The 18,773-nt window shown below is 62.2% G+C and carries 14 protein-coding genes; 10 read left to right on the top strand and 4 right to left on the bottom strand.

Annotated features, from left to right (window positions below):
* Positions 1–51: 51 nt before the first annotated feature.
* The gene (locus RHEC894_RS27755; protein WP_085739923.1) at positions 52–3,663 is read left to right on the top strand and encodes a hydantoinase B/oxoprolinase family protein; all 3,612 of its coding nucleotides are present in this window, start codon (positions 52–54) and stop codon (positions 3,661–3,663) included.
* Positions 3,664–3,752: 89 nt separating this feature from the next.
* Here the strand turns inward: RHEC894_RS27755 and RHEC894_RS27750 are convergent, their stop codons facing one another.
* Complete coding sequence (locus tag RHEC894_RS27750) at positions 3,753–4,610, bottom strand: SDR family oxidoreductase (protein ID WP_085739922.1); 858 nt, start codon at positions 4,608–4,610, stop codon at positions 3,753–3,755.
* A 115-nt stretch (positions 4,611–4,725) separates the two neighbouring features.
* On the opposite strand from RHEC894_RS27750, the gene RHEC894_RS27745 reads away from it, so the two are divergent.
* Both RHEC894_RS27745 and RHEC894_RS27740 read left to right on the top strand, forming a co-directional pair.
* Positions 4,726–4,974 carry a type II toxin-antitoxin system prevent-host-death family antitoxin gene (locus RHEC894_RS27745; protein WP_085739921.1) on the top strand — a complete coding sequence of 83 codons (249 nt, stop codon included), beginning with the start codon at positions 4,726–4,728 and terminating at the stop codon, positions 4,972–4,974.
* A gap of 203 nt (positions 4,975–5,177) precedes the next feature.
* The gene (locus tag RHEC894_RS27740) at positions 5,178–6,017 is read left to right on the top strand and encodes an IclR family transcriptional regulator (protein WP_085739920.1); all 840 of its coding nucleotides are present in this window, start codon (positions 5,178–5,180) and stop codon (positions 6,015–6,017) included.
* Positions 6,018–6,024: 7 nt separating this feature from the next.
* Here the strand turns inward: RHEC894_RS27740 and RHEC894_RS27735 are convergent, their stop codons facing one another.
* The 3 genes from RHEC894_RS27735 to RHEC894_RS27725 form a co-directional block, all read right to left on the bottom strand.
* Entirely contained in the window at positions 6,025–7,233 is a 1,209-nt protein-coding gene (locus RHEC894_RS27735; RefSeq protein WP_085740144.1) for an amidohydrolase/deacetylase family metallohydrolase, read from the bottom strand.
* A gap of 444 nt (positions 7,234–7,677) precedes the next feature.
* Positions 7,678–8,970 (bottom strand): L-rhamnose catabolism isomerase, encoded by a 1,293-nt coding sequence (gene rhaI / locus RHEC894_RS27730; protein WP_085739919.1) that lies wholly within the window; start codon positions 8,968–8,970, stop codon positions 7,678–7,680.
* 187 nt (positions 8,971–9,157) lie between these two features.
* On the bottom strand, positions 9,158–11,254 hold the full coding sequence (locus tag RHEC894_RS27725) for a bifunctional rhamnulose-1-phosphate aldolase/short-chain dehydrogenase (RefSeq protein WP_085739918.1): 2,097 nt from the start codon (positions 11,252–11,254) through the stop codon (positions 9,158–9,160).
* Between the two features lie 197 nt (positions 11,255–11,451).
* Between RHEC894_RS27725 and RHEC894_RS27720 the strand changes: the two genes are divergently transcribed.
* The 7 genes from RHEC894_RS27720 (at position 11,452) to RHEC894_RS27690 (ending at position 18,698) form a co-directional block, all read left to right on the top strand.
* Positions 11,452–12,264, top strand: coding sequence for a DeoR/GlpR family DNA-binding transcription regulator (locus tag RHEC894_RS27720; protein ID WP_085739917.1), 813 nt, complete (start codon positions 11,452–11,454; stop codon positions 12,262–12,264).
* 48 nt (positions 12,265–12,312) lie between these two features.
* Positions 12,313–13,308: a rhamnose ABC transporter substrate-binding protein gene (gene rhaS, locus RHEC894_RS27715; RefSeq protein WP_085739916.1), complete on the top strand. Its 996-nt coding sequence runs from the start codon at positions 12,313–12,315 to the stop codon at positions 13,306–13,308.
* Between the two features lie 154 nt (positions 13,309–13,462).
* Entirely contained in the window at positions 13,463–14,998 is a 1,536-nt protein-coding gene (locus tag RHEC894_RS27710; protein ID WP_089152753.1) for a sugar ABC transporter ATP-binding protein, read from the top strand.
* Positions 14,999–15,008: 10 nt separating this feature from the next.
* Positions 15,009–15,998, top strand: coding sequence for an ABC transporter permease (locus tag RHEC894_RS27705; RefSeq protein WP_085740143.1), 990 nt, complete (start codon positions 15,009–15,011; stop codon positions 15,996–15,998).
* Positions 15,995–17,005 (top strand): ABC transporter permease, encoded by a 1,011-nt coding sequence (locus RHEC894_RS27700; protein ID WP_085739914.1) that lies wholly within the window; start codon positions 15,995–15,997, stop codon positions 17,003–17,005. Before RHEC894_RS27705 ends, RHEC894_RS27700 begins: the two co-directional genes overlap by 4 nt.
* Positions 17,002–17,322 carry an L-rhamnose mutarotase gene (rhaM, locus tag RHEC894_RS27695; protein ID WP_010068510.1) on the top strand — a complete coding sequence of 107 codons (321 nt, stop codon included), beginning with the start codon at positions 17,002–17,004 and terminating at the stop codon, positions 17,320–17,322. The genes RHEC894_RS27700 and rhaM overlap by 4 nt, the downstream gene beginning before the upstream one ends.
* Positions 17,319–18,698, top strand: coding sequence for an FGGY-family carbohydrate kinase (locus RHEC894_RS27690; protein ID WP_085739913.1), 1,380 nt, complete (start codon positions 17,319–17,321; stop codon positions 18,696–18,698). Before rhaM ends, RHEC894_RS27690 begins: the two co-directional genes overlap by 4 nt.
* Positions 18,699–18,773: the final 75 nt, after the last annotated feature.

The raw sequence follows: 18,773 nt of genomic DNA, 5'->3' as shown, positions 1-18,773 counted from the left end.
CATTTTATCGATAAATCGTCAATAAATTTTCAGACTAACAGGAGACCGAACATGGGCAGTCAGTGGGATTTCTGGGTCGATCGCGGCGGCACTTTCACCGATATCGTCGCACGCCGTCCGGATGGCTCGCTCGTCGCCCACAAGCTGCTTTCTGAAAATCCGGAAGCCTATCGCGACCCGGCCGTGCACGGCATCCGTGAACTGCTTGGGCTCAAGCCTGGCAAGCCGATCCCTTCGGGCCTCGTCGGCGCCGTGAAGATGGGAACGACGGTCGCCACCAATGCGCTTCTCGAACGCAAGGGCGATCCGACGCTGCTGGTGACGACGAAGGGTTTCCGCGATGCGCTGGAGATCGGCTACCAGGCCCGCGCCGATATCTTCGCCAAGAAGATCGTCAAGCCGGAGCTGCTCTATGCCGATGTCATCGAGGCCGACGAGCGCGTGCTGGCGGACGGCACGGTTGAACGCCCGTTCGATGAGCAGGGCCTGCGGCAAGCGCTCGAAACCGCCTATGCCAGCGGCCTGCGCGCCGTCGCCATCGTCTTCATGCATGCCTACCGTTATCCCGAGCACGAGCAGCAGGCCGCCGCCATCGCCCGCGCGATCGGCTTCACGCAAGTCTCGCCCTCGCACGTCGTTTCTCCGCTGATCAAGCTGGTCGGGCGCGGCGACACCGCCGTCGTCGATGCCTACCTGTCTCCGGTTCTCCGGCGCTATGTCGACCAGGTCGCCGCAGAACTCGGGGCCGCCGAGGGAGAAGGCCCGAAGCTGATGTTCATGCAGTCCTCCGGCGGGCTGACCGATGCGCATCTCTTCCAGGGCAAGGACGCGATCCTCTCAGGTCCTGCCGGGGGCGTCGTCGGTGCAGTCGAAGTCTCGCGCATTGCCGGTTTCGACAGGATGATCGGCTTCGACATGGGCGGCACCTCGACCGACGTTTCGCATTACGACGGTGAATTGGAGCGCGCCTTCGAAACGGAAGTCGCCGGCGTGCGGATGCGTGCGCCGATGATGAAGATCCACACCGTTGCCGCCGGCGGCGGCTCGATCCTCAGCTATGACGGCTCGCGTTTCCGCGTCGGCCCTGATTCAGCCGGTGCGACACCCGGCCCGAAATCCTATCGCCGCGGCGGCCCGCTTGCCGTGACCGACGCCAACATCATGACCGGCAAGCTGCTGCCGGATTTTTTCCCCGAAATCTTCGGGCCCGCGCAGGACCAGCCGCTCGATGCCGAGGCGGTGCGCATCGCCTTTGCCGAGCTGGCGCAGACGATCGGCGGCGGGCGGGCGGCGGAAGATGTCGCTGACGGCTTCCTTGCCATCGCCGTCGAGAACATGGCCAATGCCATCAAGAAGATCTCCGTCCAGCGCGGTTATGATGTTTCCGATTATGCGCTCACCTGCTTCGGCGGCGCCGGTGGCCAGCATGCCTGTCTCGTCGCCGACAGCCTCGGCATGAAAAAAGTGCTGATCCACCCCTTCTCCGGCATTCTCTCGGCCTATGGCATGGGGCTCGCCGACATCCGCGCCACGCGCCAGCGCGCGGTGCTGACCGAACTCGCCACCGCCCTGACGACGATCGGCGGCATCCGCGCCGAGCTCGAAGAGGAGGTGTGCGGGGAGTTGACGCTGCAAGGTGTCGAGGCCGGCGACATGGAGATCGTCACCCGGTTGCACCTGCAATATAAGGGCACCGACACGGCCCTGCCCGTCGCCTTCGCGACGCAGGAAGAAATGACGCAAGCCTTTGCGGCCGCCCACAAGAAGCAGTTCGGCTTCATCTTCGAAGACCGGCCTGTTGTCGTCGATTCCATCGAGGTCGAAGGCATCGGCGGCGGCGCCGACATCGAAGAGGCGGAAATCCGGGCGGAGGCCTCAGAACCGGAAGCACTGCGCACCACCCGCTTCTATTCCGGCGGAACATGGCAGGAGGCCGGCATCTTCAAGCGCGAGGCGCTGAAGCCCGGCGCTGTCGTCAGAGGACCTGCCCTGATCATCGAACCGCATCAGACGATCGTCGTCGAGGCTGGCTGGCAGGCAAGGCTCACCGGCCGCAACCATATCGTTCTCACCCGCGAGGTTCCGCTGTCCCGTCATGCGGCGATCGGCACCAGCGCCGATCCCGTCATGCTCGAAGTGTTCAACAACCTGTTCATGGCAATCGCCGAGCAGATGGGCGTGACGCTGCAGAACACCGCCCATTCGGTCAATATCAAGGAGCGGCTCGATTTCTCCTGTGCCGTCTTCGACCGCACCGGCGCGCTCGTCGCCAACGCGCCGCATATGCCGGTGCATCTCGGCTCCATGGACCGCTCCGTCGAAACCATCATCCGCCTCAATGAGGACCGCATCCGCCCGGGCGACGTCTTCGCGCTCAACGCACCCTATAATGGCGGCACGCATCTGCCCGACATCACCGTCGTCACGCCTGTTTTCGACGACACGGGGGAGATCATCCTGTTTTACGTCGCCTCGCGCGGCCATCATGCCGATATCGGCGGCAAGGCGCCGGGCTCGATGACGCCGCGCGCGACTAACGTCGATGAAGAAGGCGTGCTGATCGACAATTTCCTGCTGGTCGACAAGGGCCGTTTCCGCGAGGCCGAATTCGCCGCGATGCTGCGCGACCACCCCTACCCCGCCCGCAATCCGGCCCAGAACCTCGCCGACGTGAAAGCGCAGATCGCCGCCAACGAAAAGGGCGTGCAGGAATTGCGCAAAATGGTCGCCCATTTCGGGCTCGATGTCGTCGAAGCCTATATGGGGCATGTGCAGGACAATGCCGAGGAGAGCGTTCGCCGGGTGATTGCCCGCCTCAGCGACAGCGAATTCACCTATCCCACCGATCAGGGCGCCGTCATCAAGGTGAAGATCACCGTCGACAGGAAGGCGCGTGAGGCGACGGTCGATTTCACCGGCACCAGCGCGCAGCAGCCGACCAATTTCAATGCGCCGGAACCGGTGACGCGCGCCGCGGTGCTTTACGTCTTCCGTGTCATGGTCGAGCAGCCGATCCCGATGAATGCCGGCTGCCTCAGGCCGATCCGGATCATCGTGCCGGACGGGTCGATGCTGCGCCCGGCCTATCCGGCTGCCGTCGTCGCCGGCAATGTCGAGACCAGCCAGCATGTGACGAACGCGCTGTTCGGGGCGCTCGGAACGCTGGCGGCGGCTCAGGGCTCGATGAACAATCTGACCTTCGGCAATGCCACCTACCAATATTACGAGACGATCTGCGCCGGCGGCCCCGCCGGCCTGCTCAATGACGGCACCGGCTTCAGCGGCGCCGACGGCGTGCACAGCCACATGACCAATTCGCGGCTGACCGATCCCGAAGTGCTGGAATTCCGTTTTCCCGTCGTGCTCGAGGATTTCCATATCCGCCGCGGGTCCGGCGGCAGCGGACGGTATCATTCCGGCGGCGGTACCGAGCGTACCATCCGCTTCCTGGAAATGATGGATTGCAGCATTCTCTCCTCGCATCGCATGATCCGGCCTTTCGGCCTCTACGGCGGTGAAGACGGGCAATTGGGAAAAACCGAGATCCGTCGTGGCGACGGCACGGTCGAAAGGCTTGAAGGTTGCGACCAGGCAATGCTCGCTGCCGGCGACGCCGTGATCGTCACGACGCCGACCGGCGGCGGCTACGGCAAACCCGACTGAAGCGCATCGCCTCAGAGCTTGGTCGATGCATTTCAGCTGCTTGTCCTCAAGCATGTTATCCCGGAACCGCCAATTCCGGGCGGCATGCATTAAAGGATGGGCTTGCCGCCTGTGACCGCGATTGTCGTGCCTGAGACATAGCTCGACAAGGGATCGGCCAGCATCACATAGGCTGTCGCAAGCTCGGCCGGCTGGCCCGGCCGCTTCATCGGCACCTGCTTGCCGAAATTGTTGACGCTGTCTTCAGGCAGCGTCGAGGGAATGAGCGGTGTCCAGATCGGCCCCGGCGCCACGGCATTGGCGCGAATGCCCTTCTCGGCCAGAAGCTGGGCAAGGCCAGCGGTGAAATTCTGGATCGCGCCCTTGGTCGTCGCATAGGCGAGCAATGTCGGATTCGGACTGTCGGAGTTGATCGAGGCCGTATTGATGATGGCGCTGCCGGGCTTCATATGGGCGACGGCCGCCTTGGTCAGGTAGAACATCGCATGGATATTGACCTTGAAGGTCAGTTCCCACTCCTCGTCGCTGATCTCGTCGATGCTCTTGAAGCTTGCCTGATGCGCGGCATTGTTGACGAGGATGTCGATACCGCCGAGCTCCTTGACCGCCGTCTCGACGATCTGCCGGCAGAGAGCCGGATCCTGGATATCGCCGCTGACGAGGACGGCCTTGCGGCCGGCCTCTTCGACCAGCCGCTTCGTCTCGTCGGCATCCTCATCCTCGTCGAGATAGGAAATCACAATATCGGCGCCTTCGCGGGCATAGGCGATCGCTACCGCCCGGCCGATGCCGCTGTCGCCGCCGGTGATGATCGCCCTCTTGCCTTTCAACCGTTGCGAACCCCGATAGCTTTTTTCGCCATGGTCGGGAACAGGATCCATCTGCGCGGTAAAACCCGGCATCGGCTGTTTCTGGGATGGGAAAGGCGGTGTCGGATAATTCGTCATCATGACCTCCTGGGTTAAGGGTCAAACTCAGGCTGCGGTTTGTTGTTCCAAGCCGGATGACGACCGCATGGTTCTCGGACTAAAATGCCCGGGAAATAACCATCGAGGACGCATCATGGGACGTGTCAAACTGGAGGAAGCCGAGGTCCGTCTCAGCGAATTGCTCGATCGCGTCGAAGCAGGCGAGATTTTCGAGATATTGCGGCATGGCACGCCGGTAGCGCGACTCGTGGCTGTGAAGACATCGGCAAAACCGATCGATGTCGAACAGTTGAAGACATTTACCGCCTCGATGGAGCCGCCTGACGAGCCGGTCGATTCCGCAACGTTCATTCGGGGTATGCGCGACACAGATCGCTATTGATGCTTTCTGCCGGGCTCGTCACCGATGGTGGTGGCTGAAGGGTAACCCGTGAGTTTTTCGTTCCTCAGGTTCGTTTCACATGACTCTTCAAGCTTCCACCACTGTCGCATCCGCGCGCACGATCAACCTACAAGATGTTGCGATTTGCCACAGCGACCGCTATGCCATAGTAATGTAACATCATCGCAGTTTTAACGAGGTACGTGGAATTGGACGGCAAGACATCACCCGCAGTTTACACCGAAGATGAGGACCTTGCCGGCGAGACCGGCGGCAAGGGTGCGCGCCGTGCGCGCGTCAGCGGCATCGACCGGGCGCTTCAGGTGATCGATCATCTCTATGAAACCGGATCGCCGGCCGGCGTCTATGCCATCGCCAAGGCGGTGAAGGCGCCGCTGTCGACCGTTTATGTCATCGTCGACGATCTCGTCGAGAAGAACATGCTGACGCGTCAGGCTGATGGTTCGGTCTGGCTCGGCGCGCGGCTCTATCACTACGGCCTCGCCTATGCCCGGTCGCTGGATTTCATGAGCATCGCTACCCACGAAATGCACGATCTCTGTCGCCAGGCCGGCGAAACCGTGCAGGTCTGCGGCCGCGACGGTGATTATATGCTGGTGCTCGCCATGGCCGACGGCCCGAGCCACTTTCAGGTGGCGTCCCGCGTCGGCACCCGGGTGCCGCTGAACTGGACGGCATCCGGCCGCCTGCTCGTCGGCCACCTGGCCGAGGAGGAGCGTATCGAGCTGTTCAAACGCTGCGCCCGCTCGTCACCGACCGGCCGCGCCGAGATCGACCCGGGCACGCTGTCGGAAGCTGCCGCCAAGGCCTTCGAGTCGCGCCTGTCGATCCAGGCCGGCGAATCCGACTATGCGGTTGCCTGCATCGCCTCGCCGATCTGCGATCGCGACGGCCAATGCGTCGCCACTATTTCCATCGTGCTGCCGGAGCAGAAGGCCTTTTCCGACGAAAACCACTATACGGCGCATGTACGCAGTTCGGCCGAGCGGATCGAAAAGCTGATGGGCTGGCGCAACCGCTGAAGCACTTCTACCGGTAGGAATAGCCGTGGCTGTGGCGCACGAGCTTGCGCGCCCGCGGCACGTAGCGGCTGGCAGCGAACGCATCGGCGCCGATCACAGCATAGCGCGGCTCGAACAGCTTGTTGAGGACCGAGACATCCCCATTCGAATCCGTCGCTTCGACCTCGGAATCAACGAGGTCGAAAATGGTGAACTCGGCTTGCGCGCCGACTGAAAACCGGTTCTCCATCGACAGCTTGATGACGGATGCGGGCGCATGGGTGACGGCTTCCACCACCTTGTCGAAGGGCATGCCGACACTGAGCAGCTTCGACATCGTCGTGGCGAGATCCCAGACCGGGAAGTTCATCGAATGGCCGTGCAGGTCGGTCGAGATCGAGAATGGCAGCAGCCCCCGCGCAATCGCCGCTTCGGCGACCTTGAAGGAGAAGGAGGCGCCGCCATGGCCGATGTCGAGGCGGATGCCCTCCGAGGCGCAGCGCTCGGCGAGATAGAAAAGGTCCTCGTCCTCCATGATGCTCGAGCCGGCCTTGCCGTTGAAGCAGTGGGTGACGACATCGCCGGGTCCAAGGATCTCGAGCACCTCGTCGTAGAGCGCCGGCGGCTCGCCGACATGCACCATCATCGGCACTTTCAGGATCTTGGCGATCTTCTTGCCGAGCTTGACCGGGGTGACGCCCCAGGAGCCGGTGATGACGTGGCTCGCGCGCACCTTGATGCCGACGATGTGTTCGCTGTTTTCGGCATAGACTTCGAGGATGCGGTCGAGATCGATATCTCTGATGTCTCTGAGTTCGGCCACACGGTTGCAGGCGACGAGGCCGATCGAGCCGAGGTTCAGGAAAGCCTTGATGCGCTCGCGCGCGGGCTCGATGATATATTCGCGGAAACCATGGAAATTCGCCTCGCCGGCCGAACCGGCATCGACCAGCGTGGTGACACCGCGCTCGACACCGCATTCGGAGGGGCGAATGGAAATGTCGGTGCCGCCGTGCCAGATATGCACATGCAGATCGATCCAGCCGGGCGAGACGAAGGCGCCCTTGCCGTCGATACGTGTCACATCCTGGGAAACGGCGAGCGAGGCACCGATCTCCGCGATCCTGCCGTCGCCATCGACGAGAATGTCGACCGTCCCGCCCGGCGCACCGGCGCCGAAAGCCATAGGTCTGACATTGGCGAGCAGGAGCGGTTTCTTCGCCTGGTCCCCGGGCATGATATGCATTCCTTTCGAACTCTCGGACATGAATCGCTCCGCATTGCGGCGATCCGTCTGCTGGTCGTCGTGGAGGATGATGGAATCCTACCGCTTTCCGGTAATTCCATAATTATGGATCACTAATCTTTATAGCAGAATATAAGCAGCAGCGTCTGTGTCAAGAAAAATGACGTATGATGACTGTGCAATAATACCGGCGGGCACGCTGTTTTCGGCAACGCGCCGTCGTGCAAAACAGGTCGGGAAAACTGAATGGTCGACGCATGCGAGATGGTCCGCATGGGCGAAGGCGTCGATCGCTTGGATCGTGCCGTTGGCGAGCGCGACGGCGACACGCAGCTGCTGGCGCCAGGCTGGATATCGCCACCCGCCAGATCGCCGTCGCCTGAAAGCCGTAAAGGGCGATTGCCGGCAGCACCCTGTGCTGCCGGCAATTTAAACTCAGATGATACCGCCGCCGCCGGCAACCGAAGCCGGGCGTTCGGCCGCCACCTTGTTGCGATAACCGCTGGCGCGGTAGGCGGCGATCGGGTCGATCGCGCCGCCGGCCCGGCGGCGCGCTTCGGCAAGGATCGGCTCGACATCGGCGCGATAAGCGCGCTTCAGCGTTTCCGACGCCATCAGCGCGTCATTGTCCTGCTGATAGCCGTCGAGCGCCTTGCGGTCGACGAGCAGCGCCTGCGCATAGGCGCGGCGGATTTCGTTGGCGCTGTTGATCAGGCTTTCGATCGGGTCGGTGACATTATGCGACTGGTCGATCATATGGGCCGGGTTGAAGTCGTTGACGCCGCGCTGCTCGGCATCCACCAGCTCGTTGAAGACCAGGAACAGCCGGTAGGGATCGATCGCGCCGGCGTCGAGATCGTCGTCGCCATATTTCGAATCGTTGAAGTGGAAACCGCCGAGCTTGCCGAACTGGATCAGGCGGGCGACGATCATCTCGATATTGGTGTTCGGCGCATGATGGCCGAGATCGACGAGGCAATGGGCCTTGGGGCCGAGCGTCTGGGCGATCAGGTAGTTGGTGCCCCAGTCCTGCACGATTGTCGAATAGAAGGCCGGCTCGTACATCTTGTGCTCGGAGAACAGCTTCCAATCGTCGGGCAGCGCCTTGTAGATATCGGCCATCGAGGCGAGATAACGTTCGAATGCCCTCGTGAAATTGCTCTGGCCGGGGAAGTTCGAGCCGTCGCCGATCCAGACGGTGAGCGCCTTGGAGCCGATCGCGTTGCCGATCTCGATGCATTCGAGATTATGCTCGACCGCCTGCGCCCGCGTCGCCGCATCGGTATGGCTGAGCGAGCCGTATTTATAGGAATGGGCCTGCCCCGGCGCATCGGAAAAGGTGTTCGAATTCATCGCGTCGAATCCGAGACCGAGCGCATCGCCCTTGGCCTTCAATTCGCGCGCATCCGCCTTGTCCCAGGGAATATGCAGCGAGACATTCGGGGTCGCCTGGGTCAGCTGGTTGATAACGGCGCAATCGTCGAGCTTGTCGAAGATGCCGCGCGGCTCGCCGCTGCCCGGGAAGCGGGCAAAGCGCGTGCCGCCGGTGCCCACACCCCAGGAGGGAACGGCGACAAAAAATTCGGCGACCTTGCGGGTGATTGCTTCGATATCGACGCCGCGGCGGTCAAGGTTCGCGCCCAGCGCCTCGTAATCGGCTTTCAATGCGGCTGCCCGCTTGTCGTTTTCTGTCGCGACCAGATCCTGCGCGATCCTGAACTCGGCCATTTCTACCTCCCGATTGTTTCTCTCTTCCCTTCTCCCCGGCGGGGAGAAGGTGGCCCGAAGGGTCGGGGCGACACGGCATGACGCCAATAGTTCTTCGCTTCCCGCTCAGAACACGCATCGCTTCGCTCTGCGTCCCCCTCATCTGCCTGCCGGCATCTTCTCCCCGCTGGGGAGAAGAGACCACGCCCTACCGCGTAAAACTCTGCACGTTGCCGGCATCGACGTTGATGATATTGCCGGTCGACTTTGCCGAAAGGTCCGAGGCCAGGAAGTAGATCGCCTCGGCGATATCCTCCGGAAACACATTGAGTTTCAGCATCGAACGCTTGCGGTAATGCTCCTCGAGATCGTCAACCTCGATCTTCGAGGAGGCGGCGCGCTGTTCGCGCCACTCACCGCTCCAGATCTTCGAGCCGCGCAGCACCGCATCGGGGTTGACGGTGTTGACGCGAATGCCGGCATCAGCACCTTCCAAGGCCAGGCAGCGGGCGAGATGGATTTCGGCGGCCTTTGCCGTGCAGTAGGCCGAGGCATTCGGCGAGGCGGCAAGGCCGTTTTTCGAGGCGACGAAGACGATGTTGCCGCCGAGCGCCTGACGGCGGAACAGGCGGAAGGCTTCGCGCGAAACCAGGAAATAGCCGGTCGCCAGAATATCGATATTGCGGTTCCAGGTCGAAAGCTCGGTGGCTTCGATCGGCGCGGAGGAGGCGATGCCGGCATTCGAGACGAGGATATCGACGCCGCCGAATTCGACGGACGCTTCCGTGAAGGAGGCGATCACCGCATCTTCCTTGGTGACGTCGAGCCGGACGCTGCGCACGGCGTCAGTCCCGTATTTCTTGACGAAATCGGCTTCCGTGGCTTCGAGCGCCGCCTGGTCGATATCGGCAAGCACGACGCAGACGCCCTCGCCGACGAGACGGGCGGCCGTTGCCCGGCCGATGCCGCCGGCGCCGCCGGTGACGAAAGCCACCCGGCCTGCGAGGCTCTTCGGCTTCGGCATGCGCTGGAGCTTCGCCTCTTCGAGCAGCCAGTATTCGATATCGAAAGCTTCCTGCTCCGGCAGGCCCTGATATTCCGAAACCGTCGAGGCGCCGCGCATGACGTTGATGGCGTTGACGTAGAATTCGCTGGCGATGCGTGACGTCGCCTTGTCGCGGGCAAAGGACAGCATGCCGACGCCGGGAACAAGGAAGATGACAGGATTGGCGTCGCGCATGGCGGGCGAATTGTCATGCTTGCAGTCGTTGTAATAGCGGGCGTAATCGGCGCGGTAATCTTCCAGCGCGTTGTCGAGGCCGGCGACGATCGCATCGACATCCGGCTTGGCGGGATCGAAATCGACGATCAGCGGCCGGATCTTGGTGCGCAGGAAATGATCGGGGCAGCTGGTGCCGAGCGCGCCGAGCGGACGCAAATCCCTGGAATTGACGAATTCGAGGACGGCGTCCTGATCGTCGAAATGCCCGAGCTTGCGTTCCTGCTTGCCGATGCGGCCGCGAATCTCCGGCATCAGCCGGGCGGCGATGGCGCGGCGTTCGGCAACCGGCAAGCTCTCGGAAACGGCGCCGCCGAAAATCGTCTTGCCCTCAGCCTGACCGGCAAACCATTCGATCGCCTTGTTGATGATCTCGAGCGTCAGCTCGTAGCAAGCCTTGGCGTCATTTGCCCAGGTGAAGAGACCATGGCTTTCGAGCACGACGCCCTTGGCGCTCGGGTTCGCCTTGACGAAAGCTTCGAGATCGAGGCCGAGCTGGAAGCCCGGACGGCGCCAGGGCAGCCAGCCGATCTCGTCGCCGAAGATCTGCTGTGTCAATTCCCTGGAATTCTTCGATGCGGCGATGGCGATGATCGCATCGGGATGCATGTGGTCGACATGGGTGAACGGCACGAAACCGTGCAGCGGCGTGTCGATCGAGGCAGCGCGGCCGTTCAGGTTGAAGGTGCAATGCGGCAGGAAGCCGACCATGCGGTCCTCGTCCTCGACACCCTTATAGATGCCTTTCAGCGATTCCAGCTTGTCCTGGTAAAGCGTAGCAAAACCGTCGAGCTTGATGGTGCCGACGTCGCCACCCGAGCCCTTGACCCAAAGCACCTTGACCTTGCCGCCTGTCAACGGATCGGTTTCCATCACCTTCGCCGAGGTGTTGCCGCCGCCGTAATTGGTGATGCGCTTGTCGGCGCCGAGCAGATTGGAGCGATAGAGCAGCTTGCCGGGCTCATCGAGGCCTGCCGCATAACCATCATCCCACCGGTTTTCCAGAAGCCGGACGTTCGCCGCCATGTCATCCTCCCATATAGGCTTGCAAGGCGCAGCGATCAGCGCGCCCTTTCGCTCACGGTATCGCGCATCAAAAGTGCGCTTGTCAATCGAAAACGATCAAATTCGATTATTGTGCAGCGCAATATGAAAATTTATGATCGTTTGTGATTGACAGTCTTTAACGGATACGAAATAAATATGACAAGAGGAGGAGCCCAATGCACGAACGCGAACGTCATCGCATTATCTTAAGCGCCGTTCAGGAAAAGTCCGTCGTCACGATCCAGGACATTTCCGAATTGACGGAAGCTTCTGAAGCGACAATCCGGCGCGATATTGCGGCCCTTCACGTGCAGGGCAAGATCCGCCGCGTCCGCGGCGGCGCGGAGGCGGTGCATCCGCCGCAGCTCGGCAATCTCGCCGGCCGACCCTTCCGGGTTTCAGAATCGGTCAATATCGATAAAAAACGCGCAATTGCGCGCGCCGCCGTCGAACTCTGCGAGGCCGGCGACGCCATCATCATCAATGGCGGCACGACGACCTTCCAGATGGTGCATTACATGGCCGGCCACCGCCTGCAGGTGATGACCAACTCGTTCGCCATTGCCGAACATCTGGTGAAGCATTCGAAAAACACGGTGACGGTGCCGGGCGGCGCGATCTATCGCGAGCAGAGCCTGATCCTGTCGCCTTTCGACAATGACGCGATCCGCAATTTTTATGCGCGGCGCATGTTCATCGGCGCGCAGGGCGTCGGCCCGCTCGGCATCATGGAGGCGGACGCCCTCATCATCCAGAGCGAGCAGAAGCTGATGCACCAGGCCGACGAACTCGTCGTCATGGTCGATTCAAGCAAATTCAATCGCCGGTCGAGCCTCATTCTCTGCGCGCTCGACCGCGTCACTGCGATCATCACCGATGACGGGATTTCAGAAGAGGCAGCTCGCATGGTCGAGAATGCCGGTGTCCGGCTGATTGTCGCGACCCCGGTGGCGCAGCTTGCGAAGGAGGATTCCTCGTCGGTCGCATGAGGCGCCGCCGAGGTGTGGAAGTCTAAATCTTAATGGGAGGAAAGTGACATGAAATTCGCAAAGACACTGGCGCTCGGCGCAGCGCTCGCCGTCGCTATGATGGCCGGCACTGCCAGCGCCAAGGACATCAAGATCGGCCTCGTCGTCAAGTCGCTCGGCAACGGCTTCTTCGACGCCGCCAACAAGGGCGCCCAGGAAGCCGCCAAGGAACTCGGCGGCGTAGAAGTGATCTACACCGGCCCGACCTCGACGACGGCCGAAGGCCAGATCGAAGTGATCAACTCGCTGATCGCTCAGGGCGTCGATGCCATCGCCGTTTCGGCCAACGACCCCGACGCGCTCGTTCCGGCGCTGAAGAAGGCTGCCCAGCGCGGCATCAAGGTCATCTCCTGGGATTCCGGCGTCGCACCCGAAGGCCGCATCCTGCAACTCAACCCGTCGTCCAACGAACTGATCGGCAAGATGTGCCTGACGCTCGTCAAGGACCACCTCGACGGCGGCAAGGGTGACTTCGCCATCCTGTCGGCCACGACCACCTCGACCAACCAGAACATCTGGATCGACCAGATGAAGAAGCAGCTCAAGGATTTTGCCGGCCTCAACCTCGTCACTACAGTCTATGGCGACGACCTCTCCGACAAGTCCTATCGTGAAGCCGAAGGCCTGCTGAAGTCCAACCCGAACGTCAAGGTCATCGTCGCTCCGACGACGGTCGGCGTTCTCGCCGCTTCCAAGGTCGTCGAAGACAAGGGCCTCGTCGGCAAGGTCTACGTCACCGGTCTCGGCCTGCCGTCCGAAATGGCCGGCGCGATCAAGTCGGGCGCGACGAAGGAATTCGCCATCTGGAACCCGATCGACCTCGGCTACTCCGCCACCCAGATCGCCTATCGCCTCGTCAAGGGCGAGACCGACGGCAAGCCGGGCAGCGAAATCCCTGCCGGCCGCATGGGCAAGATCAAGGTCGGCGACAACGGCGAAGCCGCCATGGCCGATCCCTTCGTCTACAATGCTTCGAACATCGACCAGTTCTCCAAGGTCTTCTGATCGTTAAGACCCCTTCTGGCCTGCCGGCCATCTCCCCCACAAGGGGAGATAATATGAAGCAACGCCCCGCCCATCGCGAGCCTCGGCATCGCGGTGGGTCAAGCCCCTACCCCTTGTGGGGAGGGGTTGGGGAGGGGTTTTCAAGGTGAAACGAATGATGCACGCCGCAACGCAAAAGCACGATACCAGCCCCATGCCCGAAGCACCTGCCATTCTGGAAATGCGCGGCATCTCCCAGATCTTTCCCGGCGTGAAGGCGCTGGACAATGTCAGCATCGCCCTTCATCCGGGCACAGTGACGGCGCTGATCGGCGAAAACGGCGCCGGCAAATCGACGCTCGTCAAGATCCTGACCGGCATCTACCGGCCGAACGAAGGCGAGATCCTGGTCGACGGCCGGACAGTGACCTTCGCCAGCGCCCAGGCGGCGATCGATGCCGGCGTCACCGCTATCCATCAGGAAACCGTGCTGTTCGACGAACTGACGGTTGCCGAAAACATCTTCCTCGGCCATGCGCCGCGCACGCGCTTTCGCACCATCGACTGGCAGGTGATGAACAGCCGCTCGAAGACGCTGCTGACGGCGCTTGAAAGCAATATCGATCCGACGATCCGGCTGAAAGACCTCTCGATTGCGCAGCGCCACCTGGTGGCGATTGCCCGCGCTCTGTCGATCGAGGCCCGCATCGTCATCATGGACGAACCGACGGCCGCCCTCTCCCGCAAGGAGATCGACGATCTCTTCCGCATCATCAAGAGCCTGAAGGAACAGGGCAAGGCGATCCTGTTCATCAGCCACAAGTTCGACGAGCTTTACGAGATCGCCGACGATTTCGTCGTCTTCCGCGACGGCCGCGCCGTCGGCCAGGGCCGGCTCAAGGAAACGCCGCAGGACGAGATCGTCCGCATGATGGTCGGCCGCGACGTCGAGAACGCCTTTCCGAAGATCGACGTGGCGATCGGCGCTCCGGTGCTCGAAGTGGAAAAATACAGCCACCGCACCGAATTCCGCGATATTTCGCTGACCCTGCGCAAGGGTGAGATTCTCGGCATCTACGGCCTGATCGGCGCCGGACGGTCGGAACTCGCACAGTCGCTCTTCGGCATCACCCGGCCGCTCTCCGGCCGGCTGACGCTCGAAGGCCGGGAGATTTCGATCAACTCGCCGCATGATGCGATCAAAGCCGGCATCGTCTATGTGCCGGAAGAGCGCGGCCGCCACGGCCTGGCGCTGCCGATGCCGATCTATCAGAACATGACGCTGCCGTCGCTGACGCGGACCTCGCGCAAGGGCTTCCTGCAGGCGGCCGAAGAATTCGCGCTCGCCCGCAAATATGCCGAGCGACTGGATCTGCGCGCCGCCGCCCTCTCCGTGCCGGTCGGCACGCTGTCGGGCGGCAACCAGCAGAAGGTCGTCATCGGCAAGTGGCTCGCCACCATGCCCAAGGTCATCATCCTCGATGAACCCACAAAGGGCATCGACATCGGCTCGAAGGCTGCCGTCCACGGCTTCATCAGCGAGCTTGCGGCCGAGGGCCTCTCCATCATCATGATCTCTTCCGAACTGCCCGAAATCATCGGCATGTCGGACCGTGTGCTTGTCATGAAGGAAGGCCTGTCGGCCGGGCTCTTCGAGCGCAATCAGCTTTCGCCGGAAGCGCTGGTGCGCGCCGCGACCGGAAATGCATGAGGTGATGGGCATGGCCAAACTGATCAGAAAACGCGAAACCCTGCTCTTTGCCATCATCGTGCTGATGATTGGCATCTTCTCGACGCGGGCGGCCGATTTCGCGACACCGGATAATCTCGCCGGCATCTTCAACGACACAGCGATCCTCATCATTCTGGGCCTTGCCCAGATGACGGTTATCCTGACGAAATCGATCGATCTCTCGGTTGCCGCCAACCTCGCCTTTACCGGCATGGCGATCGCGATGATGAACGCCGCCTTTCCGGGCCTGCCGCTGATCGTGCTCATCCTCTCCGCGGTCGTGATCGGCGCCGCCCTCGGCACTATCAACGGCTTCCTCGTCTGGCGCCTGGAAATCCCGCCGATCGTCGTGACCCTCGGCACGCTCACCATCTATCGCGGCATGGCCTTCGTGCTCTCGGGCGGCGCCTGGGTAAACGCCCATCAGATGACGCCGACCTTCCTCGCCGTCCCCCGCACGCCGATCCTTGGCCTGCCGGTGCTGAGCTGGGTTGCGATCATCATCGTCGCGCTGATGTACATGCTGCTGCGCTACAGCCCGTTCGGCCGCTCGGCCTATGCGACCGGCGGCAATCCCACGGCTGCCGTCTATGCCGGCATCGATACCGGCCGGACGAAATTCCTGGCCTTCGTGCTCTCCGGCGCGCTCGCCGGCCTTTCCAGCTATCTCTGGGTTTCGCGTTATGCGGTTGCCTATGTCGATATCGCTAACGGCTTCGAGCTCGACAGCGTCGCGGCCTGCGTCATCGGCGGCATCTCGATTGCCGGCGGCGTCGGCTCGGTCGCCGGCACCGTGCTCGGCGCGCTGTTCCTCGGCGTCATCAAGAACGCCCTGCCGGTTATCGGCATTTCGCCCTTCACGCAGATGGCGATCTCCGGCACCGTGATCATTCTCGCCGTCGTCTTCAACGCAAGGCGCGAGCGCAATCGAGGCCGCATCATCCTGCGTGACCGCGCAGCAGCGGAGGTCGCAGCATGAGCACCGTTTCTTCAACACCCGAAAAACGGGTCATTCCCGATCGGCTCGGCACGCCGTTCAAACGCATCATGTCGAGCTGGGAAGTGCTGCTCTTTGCCGTCGCCGTCCTGATCTTCATCTTCAATTCTGTGGCCTCGCCCTATTTCCTCGATGCCTGGAACCTCTCGGACGCCACCTTCAACTTCACCGAAAAGGCGATGATCGCCTTTGCCATGGCGCTGCTCGTCATCTCAGGCGAGATCGACCTCTCGGTCGCCGCGATTATCGCGCTCGCCTCGACGGCGATGGGGGCGGCGGCTCAACTCGGCGTCGGCACGCCGGGCCTGGTATTGATCGGCATCGGCACCGGGCTTGCCTGCGGCATCTTCAACGGCGTGCTCGTTTCGGTGCTGAAATTGCCGTCGATCGTCGTCACCATCGGTACGATGAGCCTGTTCCGCGGCATTTCCTATATCGTGCTCGGCGACCAGGCCTACGGCAAGTACCCTGCCGATTTCGCCTATTTCGGCCAGGGCTACGTGTTCTGGGTGTTCTCCTTCGAATTCGTGCTGTTCTTCGTGCTGGCGATCGCCTTCGCCATCCTGCTGCATGCGACGAATTTCGGCCGGCAGGTCTATGCGATCGGCAACAATGATTTCGCCGCCCGCTTCTCCGGCATCCCGGTCGAGCGCGTCAAATTCATCCTCTTCCTGCTGACCGGCGTCATGAGCGGTGTTGCCGCCGTCTGCCTGACCTCGCGCCTCGGCTCGACCCGGCCGTCGATCGCGCAAGGCTGGGAGCTCGAAGTCGTCACCATGGTCGTGCTCGGCGGCATCTCGATCCTCGGTGGCTCCGGCACGATCGGCGGCGTCGTCATCGCCGCCTTCGTCATGGGCCTCGTCACCTTCGGCCTCGGCCTCTTGAACGTGCCCGGCATCGTCATGTCGATCTTCATCGGTCTGCTGCTCATCATCACCATCGCGATCCCGATCATCGCCCGTCGCATCAAGCTCATGAGCTCCCGATGACCTTGGAAAAACACGCCTTCAAGATGCAGCTCAATCCCGGCATGGAAGCCGAATACCGCAAGCGGCATGACGAAATCTGGCCGGAACTGGTCGATCTCCTGCACCAGTCGGGCGCCAGCGACTATTCCATTCATCTCGACCGCGACACCAACACGCTGTTCGGCGTGCTGACGCGGCCTGCCGGTCACACGATGGCGAGCCTGCCGGAGCATCCCGTCATGAAAAAATGGTGGGCTCACATGGCCGATATCATGGCGACCAATCCGGATAATTCGCCGGTTCAAAGCGACCTCGTCACCCTCTTCCATATGCCATGACCACCACCTCCTATCGTCGCATCGCCGTTCTCGACATCGGCAAGACCAATGCCAAGGTCGTCGTGCTCGACAGCGGGACAGGCGCCGAGATCGCTGTCCTGAAACGGCCGAACATCACGATCAAGACCGGCCCCTACCCGCATTATGATATCGAAGCTCTGTGGTCCTTCGCCCTCGACGCGCTGAAGAGCCTTGCGCGGGAACCCGGCTTCGACGCCATCTCGATCACCACCCATGGCGCCGCGGCCGCGCTGCTCGACCGGGACGGTGCGCTCGCCATGCCCGTGATCGACTACGAGCATGAATACCCAGAAGCGATCCGCAATGCCTATACGGCCTTGCGTCCTTCCTTCGGCGAAACCTTCTCGCCGCGCCTTGCGATGGGGCTTAATGTCGGCGCGCAGCTGCACTACCAGAAGAGCGCCTTTCCGGAAGACTTCGCTGGGGTCGCAACCATCCTCACCTATGCGCAATACTGGACGGCGCGGCTGACCGGTGTCGCCGTCAATGAACTGACCTCGCTCGGCTGCCATACCGACCTCTGGAACCCGAAAACATCAGACTATTCCTCGCTCGTCGACAAGCTCGGCATCCGCGATCTGATGGCGCCGATCCGTTCGGCCTTCGATGCGCTCGGCCCGGTCCTGCCCGAGATCGCCGCGGAGCTCGGGCTTTCAGCACCGGTGCCGGTCTATTGCGGCATCCACGATTCCAACGCCTCGCTGCTGCCGCATCTGGTTCATCGCGAAGCACCCTTCGCCGTCGTCTCCACCGGCACGTGGGTGATCAATTTCGGCGTCGGCGGCGATCTCGATCATCTCGATCCGGGCCGCGATGCGCTCGCCAATGTCGATGCCTATGGTCGCGCCGTTCCCTCCTCGCGTTTCATGGGCGGGCGGGAATTCGAGATCCTTTCGGCCGAAATCGGCCCTGTCGACGAAACGGCCGCGCAGGCGGCGATCGGCGCCGTCATTGACAAGGGCATCATGCTGCTCGCCAATATCGCCTCCGGTTCGGGACCGTTTCCGGGAAAGGCAAGCCGCTGGATCAATGCCCAAGAGGCAAGCCGCGAGGAGCGTTTTGCCGCCGCCTGCCTCTACCTCGCCTTGATGACCGATGCCTGTCTCGGGCTGATCGGCGCCAAAGGCCCCATCGTCGTCGAGGGTCCCTTTGCCCTGAACGGGGCTTATCTCAAGCTCCTCGCCGCCCTAACCGGCCGCGACGTTATGGCCCTTCCGGGCTCGACCGGCACCAGCCAGGGGGCCGCCCTGCTCACCGGCATCCGGCCGGTCTCGGGGGCAGAGACGCATGTTCCGCCGACCGATATCACCGGACTGAAGGCCTATCGCGATCGCTGGTTCGCGGCAATGGCATAGGAGCTTTTCCAAGAACGGCCCTTGTTCATGCCGGACTTGCCGTTAGTGTGTCCCCGAAAATCAGGTTGAGGACAC

The organism is Rhizobium sp. CIAT894, from assembly GCF_000172795.2.
Taxonomy (GTDB): Bacteria; Pseudomonadota; Alphaproteobacteria; order Rhizobiales; family Rhizobiaceae; genus Rhizobium.
This window is presented reverse-complemented; position numbering and strand designations above follow the sequence as displayed.